The organism is Steroidobacter cummioxidans, assembly GCF_003104955.1.
Map to the genome: position 1 here is coordinate 136,381 of NZ_LSRW01000012.1, position 14,844 is coordinate 151,224.

Sequence of the window (14,844 nt, forward strand, 5' to 3'; positions counted from 1 at the left end):
CGGAGACCAAGCAGTTAGCGGCCGAGACGGGCCGCTAACCGGGATGGGAGGAAGAATGACCGGCGTGTAGGTTTGCGCTAACGCCGGCCATGCAATCCGTAGGTGTGAATTACACCTTTTCTTCGATGCGCGCGGCCTTGCCGGTCAGATCGCGCAGGTAGTACAGCTTGGCGCGACGCACGTTGCCGCGACGCTTGACGGTGATGGCACCGATCGAGGGGCTGTACGTCTGGAACACGCGCTCCACACCTTCGCCGTGCGAAATCTTGCGCACAGTGAACGAAGAGTTGAAGCCGCGATTGCGACGTGCAATCACCACGCCTTCATAGGCCTGGGTGCGCTCGCGGTCGCCTTCCTTCACCTTCACTTCCACGACGACGGTGTCGCCGGGGGAGAAGTCCGGAATTTCTTTGCCGATGGCTTCGCTCTCGAGCTTTTCGATGATGTTCATGGTGTACCCATCCTTTCAAACCGGCGGCGGAGACGCCTCGCGTTCCGCCAAAAATTCTTTCAATAAGCGCTGCTGTTCGGCCGTCAGCGCCAGTTTCTCGATCAAGTCCGGCCGCCGCAGCCAAGTGCGCCCGAGCGCCTGCTGCTCGCGCCAGCGGCGGATCGCGGCATGATTGCCGCCGACCAGCACCGCAGGCACCGCCTGCCCTTCGAACACTTCCGGCCGCGTGTAGTGCGGCCAGTCGAGCAGTCCGGCGACGAACGAATCTTCCACCGCCGAGGCCTCGTCACCCAGCACGCCCGGCAACAGCCGGACTACCGCGTCGATCAGCACCAGCGCCGGCAGCTCGCCACCCGACAACACGTAGTCGCCGATGGACACGCTCTCGTCGATTTCCGACTGGATCAGCCGTTCATCGACCCCTTCGTAGCGCCCCGCCAGCAACAGCAGGCCCGGCAACTTGGCCAGCTCCTGCGCCTTCGCGTGCGTCAATGGCGCACCGTCAGCGGCGAGGTACACGCTGCGACTACCCTCGGGCAGTCGCGCCTTCGCGGCTCGTATCGAGGTGCGCGCCGGCTCGATCTTCATCACCATCCCCGGGCCGCCCCCGTAAGGACGGTCGTCGACGGTCTTGTGCACGTCGGTCGCGAATTCGCGCGGGGTCGTGGCATTCACCGCCACGGTGCCGCGCTCGATGGCGCGACCCAGAACTCCCACTCGAACTGCTTCGGTCACGAACTCCGGAAACAGCGTCACCACTTCGATGCGCATCGCCGAAGCCTCAATCGTCCAGCCAGTCCACACCCCAGTCGAACACGATGTGTCCGGCCTCCAGGTCGACCTTGACGATCCGGTCCTTCACGAACGGAATCCAGTGCTCCCTGGCACCTTTGACCACCGCCAGATCGCCACCCGGCGTACTGCGGAAGTGGTCCACGCGACCCAGCGATTCACCGCTCGACGTCAGCGCTTCCAGCCCTTCCAGATCGCTCCAGTAATACTCTCCGGGCGCCGTCGGCGGCAGCTCGCTGCGCAGCACGGCAATCTCGATGCCCACCTGCAACCGAGCCTCTTCCGGAGTCTCGATACCGGCGAGCTTGGCCAGCACGCCTTTGGCGGTCATCCGCCCATCTTCGACTTCAACCGCTACCCACTGCCCGGCCCGATGCAGGTGCCAGCGGTCGTAATCCAGAATGTTCTCGGCCGGATCCGTGTACGAAGTGATTCGCACCCAGCCCTGCACGCCGAAGGTGCTGCCGATCTTACCCAGCACCACCCAGCGATCAGCCTGCGCGTCGCTCATGACAGCGGCGCTCAAACGTCAATTCAGGCCGCGACGGCCTGCTTGCGATGCGTCTTGACCAGCTCGGCCACGCGCTCGGACGGCTTCGCACCCTTGCCGACCCAGTAGTCGACGCGATCCAGCTTCAGCTCCAGGCGGCGCTGCTTGCCAGTCGGAATCGGGTTGAAAAAGCCGACCTGCTCCAGGGTCGTGCCGCCCTGACGCATCCGACTGTCGGTAACGACGATGTGATAGAAGGGCGACTTCTTCGCCCCACGACGGGTGAGCCGGATCGTGACCATGCTGCTAAAGCCTCGAATTCAATACGTAAAGCCGGGCGTCCGGGCACGGGGCGCCCGGAAAAGGGCGCGAACTATACTGGATGTATAGGTTTTTTCAAAGTCGGCGCGGGGCCCTTCGCGCCGACGCTGTGCCGATCAGCCCCCAGGTCGGGGAAATCCGCCGCCGCTGAAGGCACTCATCAGGCGCCGCAGGCCGCCGCCCTTCGAGAACGTCTTCATCATCTTCTGCATTTGCATGTGGTTTTTCAGGAGCTTATTGATCTCCGACACATGCACGCCCGAGCCCGCCGCGATCCGGCGCTTGCGCGAGGCGTCGATGCTTTTGGGGTAGCGGCGCTCGCCCGGGGTCATGGAGCGGATCATGGCCACCTGCCGTTTGATCTCCTTTTCATTGCCCTGGGGCATCTGCGCCGCCTTGCCGGCCAGCTGCGCGGGCAGCTTGTCCATGAGCGCGCTCAGGCCGCCCATTTTCTCGACCTGCTGCAGCTGATCGTGCAGATCCTCCAGGTCGAAGTCCTTGCCCTTCTTCAGCTTGCGAGCCAGCTTTTCGGCCTGCTCGCGATCGACGTTCTGGGTGACCTTCTCGACCAGCGACAGCACGTCGCCCATGCCCAGGATGCGCGAAGCGACGCGCTCGGCGTGGAACGGCTCCAAGGCATCCGTTTTTTCGCCGGTGCCCATAAAGAGAATGGGCGCGCCGGTGATCTGCCGCACCGACAAGGCCGCGCCACCGCGCGCGTCACCGTCGGTCTTCGTGAGCACTACGCCGGTCAAGGTCAGCGCCGCGCCGAAGGCGCGCGCCGCGTTCACGGCATCCTGGCCGGCCATGCTGTCGACGACGAACAGCGTCTCCGTGGGTGACACGGCGCCGGCGATCTCCTTGATCTCCACCATCATCTCGTCGTCGACGTGCAACCGGCCGGCGGTATCGACGATCAGCACGTCGTACAGCGACTGCTTCGCCTCGGTCAGCGCCTCTTTCGCCAGCGTCACCGGGGCCTTTTTCGGATCGGACGGGAAGAACGCCACATCCAGCTGCGCCGCCAGCCGCTCCAGCTGCAGGATGGCCGCGGGACGGTAAACGTCGGTACTGGCGAGCAGCACCTTCTTGCGCTCGTTCTCCTTGAGCCACTTGGCGAGCTTGCCCGCCGAGGTGGTCTTACCCGCGCCCTGGAGACCTGCAAGCAGGATGACCACGGGCGGCTGCGCGCGCAGGTTCAACGGCCGGACGCCCGCGCCCATCAGCGCGATCAGCTCATCGTGGATGAGCTTCACCAGCATCTGACCCGGCGTCAGGCTCTTGTCGAACTCCTGACCGACGACCTTGCCGCGGATGGCGTCGACGAAGGTCTTCACGACCGGCAGCGCGACGTCCGCCTCCAGCAGCGCCATGCGCACCTGGCGCAGGGTGTCGGCAATATTCTCCTCGGTGAGACGCCCGCGACCGCGCAGGCTCTCCATGACGCCTTGCAGGCGTTCAGTCAGTTTGTCGAACATGGAATTTGGGCTGGCTGGAAATTGAAAGTTGGGGCTAGTTTAGACCAAGAGGCGCAGAAGCCAGAGCCGACCGAAATATGGCCAGTGGGCCGCAGTTCCAACGGCTAACCGCCAACCCCAACTGCGATCCGCTATCATCTGGCGGTCATCCCTATCTGAGCCCCCCACCTCAGTGTTGTCCATCGTCGTTCTCGCCTGCTATCTGGCTTGCGCCGCATGGCTTGCCTCGAGCGTGTACCGCGCCGACGAGAATGCTGCGCGTGGGCGGCGGATCGCGGGCCTCGGACTGGGGGCCATCGCCGTCGCGCTCCACGGCTCCCTGCTCTGGCGAACTGTGTTCGCCAAGCCCGAGCTGGCGTTCACCGTCGCCGAGACCGCCTCGCTGATTGGCTGGCCCACGGGCCTGCTCGCGCTCGCTCTGGCCTTAACCCGCCCGCGGTTCGCCGGCATCAGCTCCGTTCTCATGGCCGTCGCGGGCGTCGTCGCCGCCACCACAGTGGAGGGCAACGCGGGATACGCGCGCGAAGAGCAGAGCTGGGAAATCGCCGCGCACATCGTGCTCTCGACGTTGGCTTATGCGCTTCTCACCATCGCCGTGGCCCTCGCCATCGCGCTCGCGCTGCTCGATCGGCGGCTGCGCAGCCGTCAGCCGCTCGGCATGCTCACGATCCTGCCATCGATGGAAGCGCTGGAGTCGGCCACGTTCCAGGCGCTGGGCGCTGGCTTCGCGGTGCTGACACTCGCACTATTCAGTGGCTTCATTTTCGTGCGCGACCTGTTCGCACAGCACCTCATTCACAAGACGGTGCTGTCGTGCCTCGCGTGGGTGGTGTTTGCGGTGCTGCTGTTTGGTCGGTGGCGCTTCGGCTGGCGCGGTAGAGTGGCGAGGAACTGGACCTTGAGCGGCTTCGCGCTGCTGGGTCTTGCGTATTTCGGTTCCAAAATCGTGCTCGAGACCATTCTCGGCCGGCATTGGGGTTGAGGAACGGATTTGAGTCTGCATGCGATCGGTTGGGTGAGCACGTTGGTGCTTGCGGTTCTCGTGGCCGCGACCATCGGGTTCTTCGTGGGTCGTACTTTCGTGCGCACGCCGGCCAAGCCGCGCCGCGCCGAACAGACGCAGTCGGTATCCGACAATCCGCGCCGCCGCCTGACTGACAAGTTGCTCGACCTCGACACCATGAAGGTCGACGACATCATGATCCCCCGCAGCGATATCGCTTACATCGACATCGCCGACGACTGGGACACCATCATCGACACGCTGCGCTCCACCCCTCATACGCGCCTGCCGGTCTGCGAGAACAATCTCGACAACATCATCGGCATGCTGCACATGAAGAAGGTGGTGCACGCGATGGCCCGCGCCGACCTGACGCGCGACGTATTGTTACAACTGGCGCGTGAGCGCGAAGGCTACTTCGTGCCCGAGGCCACGACGCTGAGCGTCCAGCTGCTGAATTTCCAGCGCGATCGCCGGCGCATCGCGCTGGTCGTCGATGAGTACGGCGATATCCGCGGCCTCGTGACGCTCGAAGACATTCTCGAAGAGGTCGTCGGTGAGTTCACCAGCGCTCCGGGCGCGCTCCACCAAGACATCCATCGGGATGCCGACGGCAGTTTCGTAATCAACGGCGCGATCAGCATCCGCGTGTTGAACAAGACGCTCGGCTGGGATCTGCCCACGGACGGCCCGCGCACCTTGAACGGCTTGATCCTGGAGTATCTGGAAACGATTCCCCACGCCGGCACCGGGCTGAAGCTCGGCAATCTGTCGGTGGAGATTCTCCAGACCGCGGAGAACAGCGTGAAGACCGCGCGGATCCGACCGATCGGTGTGGATTTCGAGACCGCGTCAAAAGGCGTTGCGTAACGCCTCGTCCAGACGCTCGACGCCGATCACCTCCAGACCTTCGATTTCCCGGCGGGGCTTGTTGGCTTCCGGGACGATGGCGCGCTCGAAGCCATGCTTCGCGGCTTCGCGCAAACGCTCCTCGCCATAGGGCACCGGCCTCACCTCGCCCGCCAGTCCCAGCTCGCCGAAGCAAACCAGTCGCGGCGCGAGCGGCTGATCGCGCACGCTCGACACTGACGCCAACACCGCCGGCAGATCCGCCGCGGTCTCTGAAATGCGTACGCCGCCGACGACGTTTAGAAACACGTCGCGCCCCGCCGTGGAGACACCGCCGTGTCGATGTAAAACCGCAAGCAACAGCGCGAGACGGTTCGCTTCCAGACCGACCGCAACGCGCCGCGGATTCATGCCCTGCGCTTCATCGGTGAGTGACTGCACTTCGATCAACATCGGTCGGCTGCCTTCGCGCGCGACCATCACCGCGCTGCCAGCCACGGGCTGCGGATGCTGCGACAAGAAGATCGCCGACGGATTCTTGACCTCGCGCAGACCTTGCTCGGTCATCGCGAACACGCCGACTTCATTCGCCGCGCCGAAGCGATTCTTCACCGCGCGCACCAAACGGAAGCGACTGCCCGCATCGCTCTCGAAATAAAGCACGGTATCGACCATGTGTTCGAGAATGCGCGGACCGGCGATTACGCCTTCCTTGGTGACGTGACCGATGATTAGCACCGACACGCCCGATGACTTGGCAAAGCGCACCAGCGCCGCGGCCGCCTCGCGCACCTGCGATGCCGAGCCTGGCGACGAATCCACGTCATTGACGAACATGGTTTGAATGGAGTCGATGACCAGCACGCGCGCGCCGGACTGTTGCGCGTGGCCGAGGATGGTCTCGACGTTTGTCTCTGCAAGCAATTGCAAGGTTTCGCTAACGACTTCGAGGCGGCGCGCACGCAGGCTCACCTGCTGCAACGATTCTTCGCCGGTTACATACAGCGTCGGAGTCGCGCGGCTGAGCGCGTCGCCCGCCTGCAACAACACCGTGGACTTGCCGATGCCGGGATCGCCACCAAGCAAAGTCACGGAGCCCAATACCAATCCGCCGCCGAGCACGCGGTCGAACTCCTGCAAGCCGGTCGCAATGCGCGGCTCGCTCGCTTCTGACACCTCAACCAGTCGCCGTGGCCGCTCGCTGCCCGCAGCCAACGGCCGGCGCTCCGCGCCAGTGCGCGAGCTACGGCTAATACTCATACGTTTGAGTGTGTCGGCCGCGCCGCATGACGGGCAGATGCCCTGCCATTGCAGGCTCTCGTTACCACATTGCTCGCAGACGAAGATTTCCTTGGTTTTGGCCATGTTCCTAAACAGACGCGGGGGCAGCCCGAGACTTTATATGGATGTGAACTGATCGGCAGTACCGCGGCGAAGAGTTTGCCTCGAGCCGCTGGCGGGCCTACGAGGGCTCCGCGGGTGTGACGCCACCGGCAATTTAACCTATCGTCCTTCGCTATACTCGCGCCGCATTTGAGGGCCCGTACCCACCGCAGCCGCCAACCCACCTTGGCAACCGATCCGCGATCCACATGGTCTTACGACCATCCGGTTCGATTCGGCCAGGGTAGTCGACCGGCTCGGCTACGGTTTTAATGTTTTAGGTAGCACTTCGTGGCGGCAAAACTGGCGCGATTCTCCTGGCTTCCCGGCGGGCTGGCTGCAGCTCTGGTGGTTGCCGTGGGCAATTGGGTTTACTCCCCCGCCTCGCTGCCGCTGGAGTTGAACGTCTACGACCGCATGATGAATTCGGTCGAGGTCGCGCCGTCGCGCGACGTAGCGATCGTTGCCATCGACGACGCCAGCCTGGCCCAGCTCGGTGAGTGGCCGTGGCCGCGCGACGTGCACGCCAGCCTGATCGACAAGCTGAAAGCGGAAGGCGCCAGCGTCGTCGCATTCACCTTTCCATTCGACACCGCCCGCCGCACCAGCGAACGTGAAAAAGTTCGTGCTGCGCTCGCGCTGCTCGAGTCCAGCAACCTGGGGAGTTCCGAACAGGCTCGCCAGCTGCGCAAGCTGCTCGGCGATTCGGCGGCCGGCCGCAATCCCGATGCGCATCTCGCCAGATCCATGGCCGCGCACGGCAACGTGATCTTGCCGGTACACATCCGCCTCAACAACAGTCCCACAGACAGCACTCAGATTCCCGCGCGCTTCGCGCCGGGCTCCGATGCGTCAGTGTTACAGCGCGCCGCAAATGCCGAGGTCACGATGTTGCCCGCGCCAGTGTTCCTGGCCGAGGCCAGCGGCATCGGCCACACCTATATAGAGCCGGATTCGGACGGCGTCGTGCGCACCAGCCTCGCCGCCGTTCGCGTCGGCAGCGGGCTCGTACCGTCGCTTTCTGCAGTCATCACGGGTCGCGCGCTGGACATTTCGCCCAATGAAATGACTTTCCATTCCAACAATGCGCTGACCCTGGGAACTCGTCGGACGCCGCTGGATTCCACTCAGCACAGTCGTCCACGTTACTTTCCGCCCAGCGGCGTGCATGCATTTCAGCAATATCCCTACTGGCAAGTGTTATCGGGCGGCGTGCCCAAGCGCGAGCTGCGCGACAAGGTCGTGCTCATCGGCCTGATGAACAGCGACAATGTCGATGACTCCATCACCACGCCTGTGAGCAAAGCCACGCCGCCGGTAGTGGCGATGGCCAGCGCGGTGTCGAGCTCGTTGAGCGCGCAGTACTACTCGCGGCCCGGTTACGCGCCGGTCGTCGAGTGGGGCGTCGTCGCACTCGTGCTGCTGTTCTCGGCCTTCATGTTGCCTGCCGCGGGCGTCGCGATCGGCGGAATGACGACGGTGCTGCTGATAGTGCTGCTCGCCGGCAGCGAGGTTATGTTGCTGCGCTCGTCGCATGTCTGGCTGCACCTCATGCTTCCTTGCATCGCACTGGCGGCGGCCTATGGTTTGTATCTGGTCGGCGAGCTGATCCGTCGCGCCAACATTCGAACCGGCGACGGCGCGCGCGATCCGGGGGCAAATCTGCGCTCGCTCGGACAGACGTTCCACAAGCAAGGCCAACTCGATCTGGCGTTCGAGACCTATCAGCGCTGTGCGCTGGATGCACCGACAATGGAGCTGCTCTACAACCTGGGCATGGACTTCGAGCGGCGCGCGCAACTTGCCAAAGCGTCCGCGGTGTACACCTATATCGCCACCCGTGATCCCAACTACCGTGAGCTCAAGGCGCGCCGTGCGCGCGTGCGCGAAGAACCGTTGACTCGCGCACCAGCAACACGCGGATCCTTGGTGCACGAGTCCCGCGAAACAATGACTCATGAGACGGCCACGCCAGTGCCGCCAGTCAAACGCGAACCGCCGCGACCGATCCGGCCGCGACAGCCCGCGTTCGATCTGAAAGATCACGAAGCAACCGTGCCCGATCTGGATGCGTCCATGCCAGGGCGCTCGTCGCCGAAGCGCACCCTCGGTCGCTATGAAATCGAGCGCGAGCTCGGCAAAGGCGCCATGGGCATCGTCTACCTGGGCCGCGATCCGAAGATCAATCGCGTGGTCGCGATCAAGGCGATTCCGCTGGCCGAGGAGTTCGAGGAGGACGATCTGGCCGAAGCGCGTGCACGCTTTTTCCGCGAAGCGGAGATGGCCGGCCGGCTGAACCATCCGGCTATCGTTACTGTCTACGATGCGGGCGAAGACAATGGCCTGGCATACATCGCGATGGAGTACCTGCGCGGCCATCACCTCAGCACCCATACGGACTCAAAGCAGCTGTTGACGCCGAAAAGCGTGATGCTGCTCGTCGCCCGTGTGGCCGAGGCTCTGCACTATGCGCACCGGCAGAACGTCGTTCATCGCGACATCAAACCAGCTAATATAATGTTCAATCCCGAGACGGATGAACTGAAGATCACCGACTTCGGAATCGCACGCCTGACCGATACAAGCCGAACCAAAACCGGAATCGTCCTGGGCACACCTTCCTTCATGTCACCGGAACAACTCGAAGGGCGCGCGCTCGACGGTCGCTCCGATCAATTCGCCCTGGGCGTGAGCCTGTACCAGCTGCTGTGCGGTCAACTACCGTTCCGCGCCGATTCGATGCCGCGTTTGATGCAGAAGATCGCTACTGAGCCGCACACTCCGATCCGTACGATCCGTCCCGATTTGCCGGCGGAGGTCGAGACCATCATCGACCGCGCACTGTCCAAGTCGGCGGACGATCGTTACGTGACTTGCGCCGAAATGGCCATGGCTTTGCGCACCGTCGCCGGTCCGCCGGAAAAGAGCGCCGCACAGGCCGAACACGAGTGGTTGCTACCATGACCAGGAGGGTCAACTAGGTGCGTGGCAAGATCCGCTCCGTAGGATTGAGCGACGTCGGTCGCGTGCGAGAGCACAACGAGGACACGATCGGCGTCGACGCCGACATCGGCCTGTTCGTCCTGGCCGATGGCATGGGCGGTTACAACGCCGGTGAGGTCGCTAGCGGCATTGCCGTGAAAACGGTGATGAGCCTGGTGAAGGAAGCCGTCGAGCACCAGGACATGTCGTCGTCCGACCCCGAGACCGGCATGGCCCGGCCGAGCATCGTGTTGCGAGATGCGATCGCCCGCGCCAACAAGATCATCTATCAGACCGCGAAGACCCAGCCGCAATGCGAGGGCATGGGCACCACCATCGTGGCCTGCCTGTTCTTCGACAACCGCGTGGCCATTGCCCATGTGGGCGACTCGCGCCTGTACCGGTTACGGGCCAACCGCCTCGAACAGATGACCATGGATCACTCGCTGCTCCAGGAACTGGTCGACCGCGGGTTCTACTCCCAGGCCGAGGCGCAGCGCGCCACCAACAAGAATTACGTGACCCGGGCGCTCGGCGTGGAGCCGACCGTCGACGTCGAGGTCCATGAACAGCCGGTGGAGAAAGGCGACTTCTTCTGTCTGTGCTCGGACGGCCTGTCCGACATGGTCGAGGACGACGACATCCACTTAACTATGAGCACCTTTAGTGCTAGCCTTGAAACGGTTGCTAAGCAATTGATTCAATTGTCGAATGACAATGGCGGTCGCGACAATGTGTCAATCATTCTTGCGCAAGTTGTGGACTCGTTCGCAGCGCGGACGGGGGTAGTTGACAGAATCTTGCGCTGGTTTGGCTAGTCACAGTGGTCGCTGACTGGCATTACTCGGGGACGAGCAAATGGCACGGTTGATTCTTAGCCTGGACGGTCAGGTCATGGCCGAATACAACATGAACAAGGAGCGGTACACCGTCGGCCGGCTCCCCGATAACGACATTCGCATCGACAATCCGGCCGTGAGCGGTCACCACTCGCTGGTGATCAACATCCTCAACGACTCGTTCCTCGAAGATCTGAACAGCACCAACGGCACTTACGTCAACGGCAAGCTGATCAAGAAGCATGCGCTCCAGCACGGCGACGTCGTGACCGTCGGCCATCATCAGCTGCGTTTCGTCGATACGCAGAGCTCGGACACCGAGCCCGATGAATTCGAGAAGACGATGGTGATCACTCCGGGCTCCGCCGTGGCCGCTGTCGCCGCGAAGAAGGCCGCAGCCGCATCGCCGCCTCCTCCGCCGCCGGTTGCCGCTCCGAAAGCGACCCCGACGCCCGTTTCAACCTCGACACCCGCCGTCACCCGCCCGATGCCTCCCGCTGGCACCAGCACCACCGGCGAGCATGCCGGTATCGCTCTGCCGAAGGCCAAGCTGCAGGTGTTGAGCGGCGCGTTTGCCGGTCGTGAGCTCGAATTGAACAAAGCGCTGACGACGCTCGGCCGCCCTGGCGTGCAGGTTGCTGCCATCACTCGTCGCGCCGACGGTTATTTCATCGTCCACGTCGACAGCGGCAAGCCCGGCGACTATCCGTCGGTGAATGGCACCGCGATCGGCGAGCAGGCTCGCAAGCTGGCAGACAACGATGTGATCCTGCTGGCCGGCGTGAAGATGGGATTCTTCGAAGGCTAGTAAGAACCCATTGCTTCGAGATCAAGGCACTGCACGGAAAGGCCGGCGAAGGAGAACACACATGCGAACTGCCGAATCTGTTGCTCGAGATTGGATACTGAGAGTTAAGAACGTGTTTGTTCTCTCGGTGGCCGGATTTAGCAGCGTTGCCGCCGCTGGAGACATGACCGGCGTCATTCGCGAGGTTCACCTGGGCCCGGTCTATGGAACGAAGGTTTTCCTGAAGATCGATGGGACAGCGACGACCCTGCCACCTTCGTGTCAAACCGACACTGGATACAAGTTCGTGTTCGACGCCGACAGCCCCACGGGTCGCGCCTTGCTTGCTACAGCACTCGCTGCGCAGGTGTCAGGGCAGAACGTGAAACTCAACGGTTACAACGAATGCAATCTATTTGGAACCGTAGAGGATTTGCGCTGGCTCAGTCTCGGCGACTAGACGCTCCGCGGGCTCAGGCATCTTTCCAAAGCAGCGGCACGCGTGACGTCACGCGGCAGACGAGCTCATAACACGTCGTATCGGCATACGGCGCCAGTCGCTCGGCCGGCAAGCCTTCGCCCCACACAACAACCTCATCGCCCGCCTTCGCCTGCGGCAAATCGGTGATATCGATGGAAATCATATCCATCGACACGCGCCCGGCGATCGGTGCCTCTTGCCCGCCAACGAGCACAGGCGCACCGTTGCGGGTGCCGCGAGGGAAGCCGTCGCCGTAGCCGATGGCTGCTATGCCAATGCGTGATGGGCGCTGAGCGCGCCAGATGCCGTTGTAACCAACCGGCTCGCCGACCCCAATGTTCTGAACGGCAATGAGCTGCGTCGACAAAGTCATAGCGGGCCGCAAACCGAACTCGGCGGCAGTCTGGTTCGACATCGGCGACATGCCATACAGCATCAACCCCGGCCGCACCCAATCCTGGTGAGCTTCCGGCCAGCCGATGATCGCGGCGGAATTGGCGACACTGCGCTCGAGGCCGAGCGGCGCGACCAGATCGTCGAAAACTTTCAGCTGAGTCGCCGTCACCAGGCCGCGCTCTTCCGACGAGGACAAGTGGGTCATCACTCGAATCGAACTGACCGACGAGCAACGCTGCAGACGAGCATGCGCGGCGGTGAACTCTTCGACCCGAAAGCCCAGCCGGTTCATGCCGCTGTTGAGCTTCAACCACACCGTGAACCGATGCGACCCCGCGAACTGTTCCAACGCCTCGAGCTGTTCGGGCGAGTGAACGACGATCTCACATTGCTCCTTGGCCGCCAGCGCGAACTGCTCGACGCCAAACACGCCTTCGAGGAGCAAGATCCGTTGAGTGACGCCAGCTTCGCGAAGAGCAATAGCGTCGGCGAGACGAGCCACGCCCAAGCCATCCGCATCCGCGAGCGCGCGCGCGACGCGAATCATTCCATGGCCGTAGCCATTCGCTTTGACGACAGCAATGATGCGAGAGCGCGGCGCCATCCGCCGCACCACTGCCAGATTACTGCGCAGTGCCGCTGCATCGATGGTCGCAACCGGAAAGCTCACTAGAAAGGTCCGTCGCCGAAGGCAGCCTCTGGCGCGTAATTCTCGAACTTCGTGAACTTGCCGAGGAAGGTCAGCTCGATGTCGCCGGTCGGGCCGTTACGCTGTTTGGTGATGATGATGTCGGCGATGCCCTTGCGCGGCGTCTCGGGGTTATAAACCTCTTCGCGGTAGATCATCATGATGATGTCCGCGTCCTGCTCGATAGCGCCCGATTCACGCAAGTCCGAGCTCACCGGCCGCTTGTCCGTACGCTGTTCCACCGCGCGATTCAGCTGCGACAGTGCGATCACCGGCACCGACAATTCCTTCGCCAGCGCCTTCAGCGAGCGCGAGATCTCGGAAATCTCGGCGGTGCGGTTTTCTTTGTTGCCCGGCACCTGCATCAGCTGCAGGTAGTCGACCACGATCAGATCGAGCCCATGCTCGCGCTTCAAGCGGCGCGCGCGAGCGCGCACTTCGGTAGGAGACAACGCCGGCGTGTCGTCGATGAAGATGCTCGACGATTTCATCATCGAGATGGCCATCTGCACGCGCGACCAGTCGTCGTCGTCCAGCTGGCCGGTGCGCAGCTTGGTTTGGTCGACGCGGCCGAGCGAGGACACCATACGAAACGCCAGCTGCTCGCGTCCCATTTCCATACTGAACACGCCCACCTTGGCCTGCTTCGGGCCGAAGGCGGCGTTCTCCGCCATGTTCAGACTGAACGTGGTCTTACCCATGGAAGGACGTGCGGCGACGATGATGAGATCGCCCTTCTGCAGGCCGGCGGTCATCTCGTCGAGCTTCTTGAAGCCTGTCGACAGCCCGGTGATGGCACCGGGGTTCTGCGACAGCGTATCGATCATATCGATGATCTTGCCGACTTCGTTGCGCAGCGGCACGAAGCCCGAGCCGGTCTTGTTGCGGCTCTCGGCGATCTCGAAGACGCGGCGCTCGGCTTCGTCGAGGATCTCGGCGGACTCGCGACCTTGCGGATCGTACGCGCCGTTGGCGATCTCACCGCCGACAGAAATCAGCTGTCTTAGCGTCGAGCGTTCGCGAACGGCGTCCGCGTAAGCGCGCACGTTAGCTGCGCTGGGCGTGTCACGAACCAGTTGTGCGAGATAAGGAAGGCCGCCGACCTCGGCCAGCAGCCCTTTGCGTTCCAGCCACTCGGACAGAGTGACGGCATCGGAAGGCTCGCCATTGGCGCCGCGCTCGGCGATGGCCTCAAAGATGATTTGATGATCGCGACGATAGAAATCGTCAGCGACGATGCGGTCCGCGATGTTGTCCCAAACGCGGTTGTCCAGCATCAGGCCGCCGAGCACGGCCTGCTCCGCCTCGACGCTGTGAGGCGGGACTCGAATATCGTCCACCGTCCGGTCCGGTCGGTCTTTTTCGCGGGCGCGACGTGCGCCCGCGAACGAGACCTTGCCTTCGGCTTCGGCCATGGGTGGCGTGCCGAAAGTTATTCTTCGCCGATGATCACGACCGGCAGATCGACATTGACGTCAGTGTGCAGGTGCAGCTGCACGACGTGCTCGCCAGCCTGACGGATCGGGCCGTTCGGCATACGCACTTCGGCGCGCTCGACCGTGTGGCCAGCCTTCTTCAGCGCTTCGACGATGTCGCTGTTGCCCACCGAGCCGAACAGCTTGCCTTCGCCACCGGCCTTGGCCGACAGCGACAGCTTGAAGCCTTCGAGCTTGGCGGCACGCGCCTGGGCGCTGGCCAGCTCTTCCTTCGCAGCCTTTTCGAACTCGGCGCGACGGGCTTCGAACTTGGCGACGTTCTCCGGCGTGGCCAGCGTGGCCTTGCCTTGCGGCAGCAGGTAGTTGCGGCCGTAGCCGGACTTGACCTTGACCTTGTCACCGATGTTGCCGAGGTTGGCAACCTTCTGAATCAGAATGATTTCCATCAGCCTATCCTCAACTAAAAGA

General features: G+C 63.1%; 15 protein-coding genes. 6 read left to right on the forward strand and 9 right to left on the reverse strand.

What is annotated here, in order from left to right; translation table 11 throughout:
• Window positions 1-109 precede the first annotated feature (109 nt).
• The 5 genes from rplS to ffh all read right to left on the reverse strand — a co-directional run bounded on the left by rplS (window position 110) and on the right by ffh (window position 3,532).
• The gene (gene rplS, locus D0550_RS07880) at window positions 110-451 is read right to left on the reverse strand and encodes a 50S ribosomal protein L19 (RefSeq protein WP_116808567.1); all 342 of its coding nucleotides are present in this window, start codon (window positions 449-451) and stop codon (window positions 110-112) included.
• A 15-nt stretch (window positions 452-466) separates the two neighbouring features.
• On the reverse strand, window positions 467-1,222 hold the full coding sequence (gene trmD / locus D0550_RS07885; RefSeq protein WP_116808568.1) for a tRNA (guanosine(37)-N1)-methyltransferase TrmD: 756 nt from the start codon (window positions 1,220-1,222) through the stop codon (window positions 467-469).
• Between the two features lie 10 nt (window positions 1,223-1,232).
• Entirely contained in the window at window positions 1,233-1,754 is a 522-nt protein-coding gene (gene rimM / locus D0550_RS07890; protein ID WP_116808569.1) for a ribosome maturation factor RimM, read from the reverse strand.
• Window positions 1,755-1,777: 23 nt separating this feature from the next.
• Window positions 1,778-2,035 carry a 30S ribosomal protein S16 gene (gene rpsP, locus D0550_RS07895; protein ID WP_116808570.1) on the reverse strand — a complete coding sequence of 86 codons (258 nt, stop codon included), beginning with the start codon at window positions 2,033-2,035 and terminating at the stop codon, window positions 1,778-1,780.
• Between the two features lie 135 nt (window positions 2,036-2,170).
• Window positions 2,171-3,532 (reverse strand): signal recognition particle protein, encoded by a 1,362-nt coding sequence (gene ffh / locus D0550_RS07900; RefSeq protein WP_116808571.1) that lies wholly within the window; start codon window positions 3,530-3,532, stop codon window positions 2,171-2,173.
• A 232-nt stretch (window positions 3,533-3,764) separates the two neighbouring features.
• Here ffh and D0550_RS07905 point away from each other — a divergent pair, with 232 nt between their 5' ends.
• Window positions 3,765-4,514, forward strand: a complete 750-nt coding sequence (locus tag D0550_RS07905; protein ID WP_161965701.1) for a cytochrome C assembly family protein — start codon at window positions 3,765-3,767, stop codon at window positions 4,512-4,514.
• A 9-nt stretch (window positions 4,515-4,523) separates the two neighbouring features.
• The gene (locus D0550_RS07910) at window positions 4,524-5,405 is read left to right on the forward strand and encodes a transporter associated domain-containing protein (RefSeq protein WP_116808573.1); all 882 of its coding nucleotides are present in this window, start codon (window positions 4,524-4,526) and stop codon (window positions 5,403-5,405) included.
• Here D0550_RS07910 and radA read toward each other — a convergent pair.
• Window positions 5,388-6,749: a DNA repair protein RadA gene (gene radA, locus D0550_RS07915; RefSeq protein ID WP_116808574.1), complete on the reverse strand. Its 1,362-nt coding sequence runs from the start codon at window positions 6,747-6,749 to the stop codon at window positions 5,388-5,390. The genes D0550_RS07910 and radA overlap by 18 nt on opposite strands.
• A gap of 309 nt (window positions 6,750-7,058) precedes the next feature.
• On the opposite strand from radA, the gene D0550_RS35870 reads away from it, so the two are divergent.
• The 4 genes from D0550_RS35870 to D0550_RS07935 all read left to right on the forward strand — a co-directional run bounded on the left by D0550_RS35870 (window position 7,059) and on the right by D0550_RS07935 (window position 11,835).
• Entirely contained in the window at window positions 7,059-9,731 is a 2,673-nt protein-coding gene (locus D0550_RS35870; RefSeq protein WP_116808575.1) for a CHASE2 domain-containing serine/threonine-protein kinase, read from the forward strand.
• Between the two features lie 17 nt (window positions 9,732-9,748).
• Window positions 9,749-10,567 (forward strand): Stp1/IreP family PP2C-type Ser/Thr phosphatase, encoded by an 819-nt coding sequence (locus D0550_RS07925; RefSeq protein ID WP_206606156.1) that lies wholly within the window; start codon window positions 9,749-9,751, stop codon window positions 10,565-10,567.
• A gap of 40 nt (window positions 10,568-10,607) precedes the next feature.
• Window positions 10,608-11,396, forward strand: coding sequence for an FHA domain-containing protein (locus D0550_RS07930; RefSeq protein ID WP_116808576.1), 789 nt, complete (start codon window positions 10,608-10,610; stop codon window positions 11,394-11,396).
• A 61-nt stretch (window positions 11,397-11,457) separates the two neighbouring features.
• Window positions 11,458-11,835, forward strand: a complete 378-nt coding sequence (locus tag D0550_RS07935; protein WP_153067088.1) for a hypothetical protein — start codon at window positions 11,458-11,460, stop codon at window positions 11,833-11,835.
• A gap of 13 nt (window positions 11,836-11,848) precedes the next feature.
• Here the strand turns inward: D0550_RS07935 and alr are convergent, their stop codons facing one another.
• From alr to rplI, 3 genes are read right to left on the reverse strand one after another with little or no spacing between them, the layout of a single operon-like run.
• Window positions 11,849-12,922 (reverse strand): alanine racemase, encoded by a 1,074-nt coding sequence (gene alr, locus D0550_RS07940; RefSeq protein ID WP_116808578.1) that lies wholly within the window; start codon window positions 12,920-12,922, stop codon window positions 11,849-11,851.
• Window positions 12,922-14,355 (reverse strand): replicative DNA helicase, encoded by a 1,434-nt coding sequence (gene dnaB / locus D0550_RS07945; protein WP_116808579.1) that lies wholly within the window; start codon window positions 14,353-14,355, stop codon window positions 12,922-12,924. The genes alr and dnaB overlap by 1 nt, the downstream gene beginning before the upstream one ends.
• Window positions 14,356-14,372: 17 nt before the next feature.
• The gene (gene rplI / locus D0550_RS07950) at window positions 14,373-14,822 is read right to left on the reverse strand and encodes a 50S ribosomal protein L9 (protein WP_116808580.1); all 450 of its coding nucleotides are present in this window, start codon (window positions 14,820-14,822) and stop codon (window positions 14,373-14,375) included.
• Window positions 14,823-14,844: the final 22 nt, after the last annotated feature.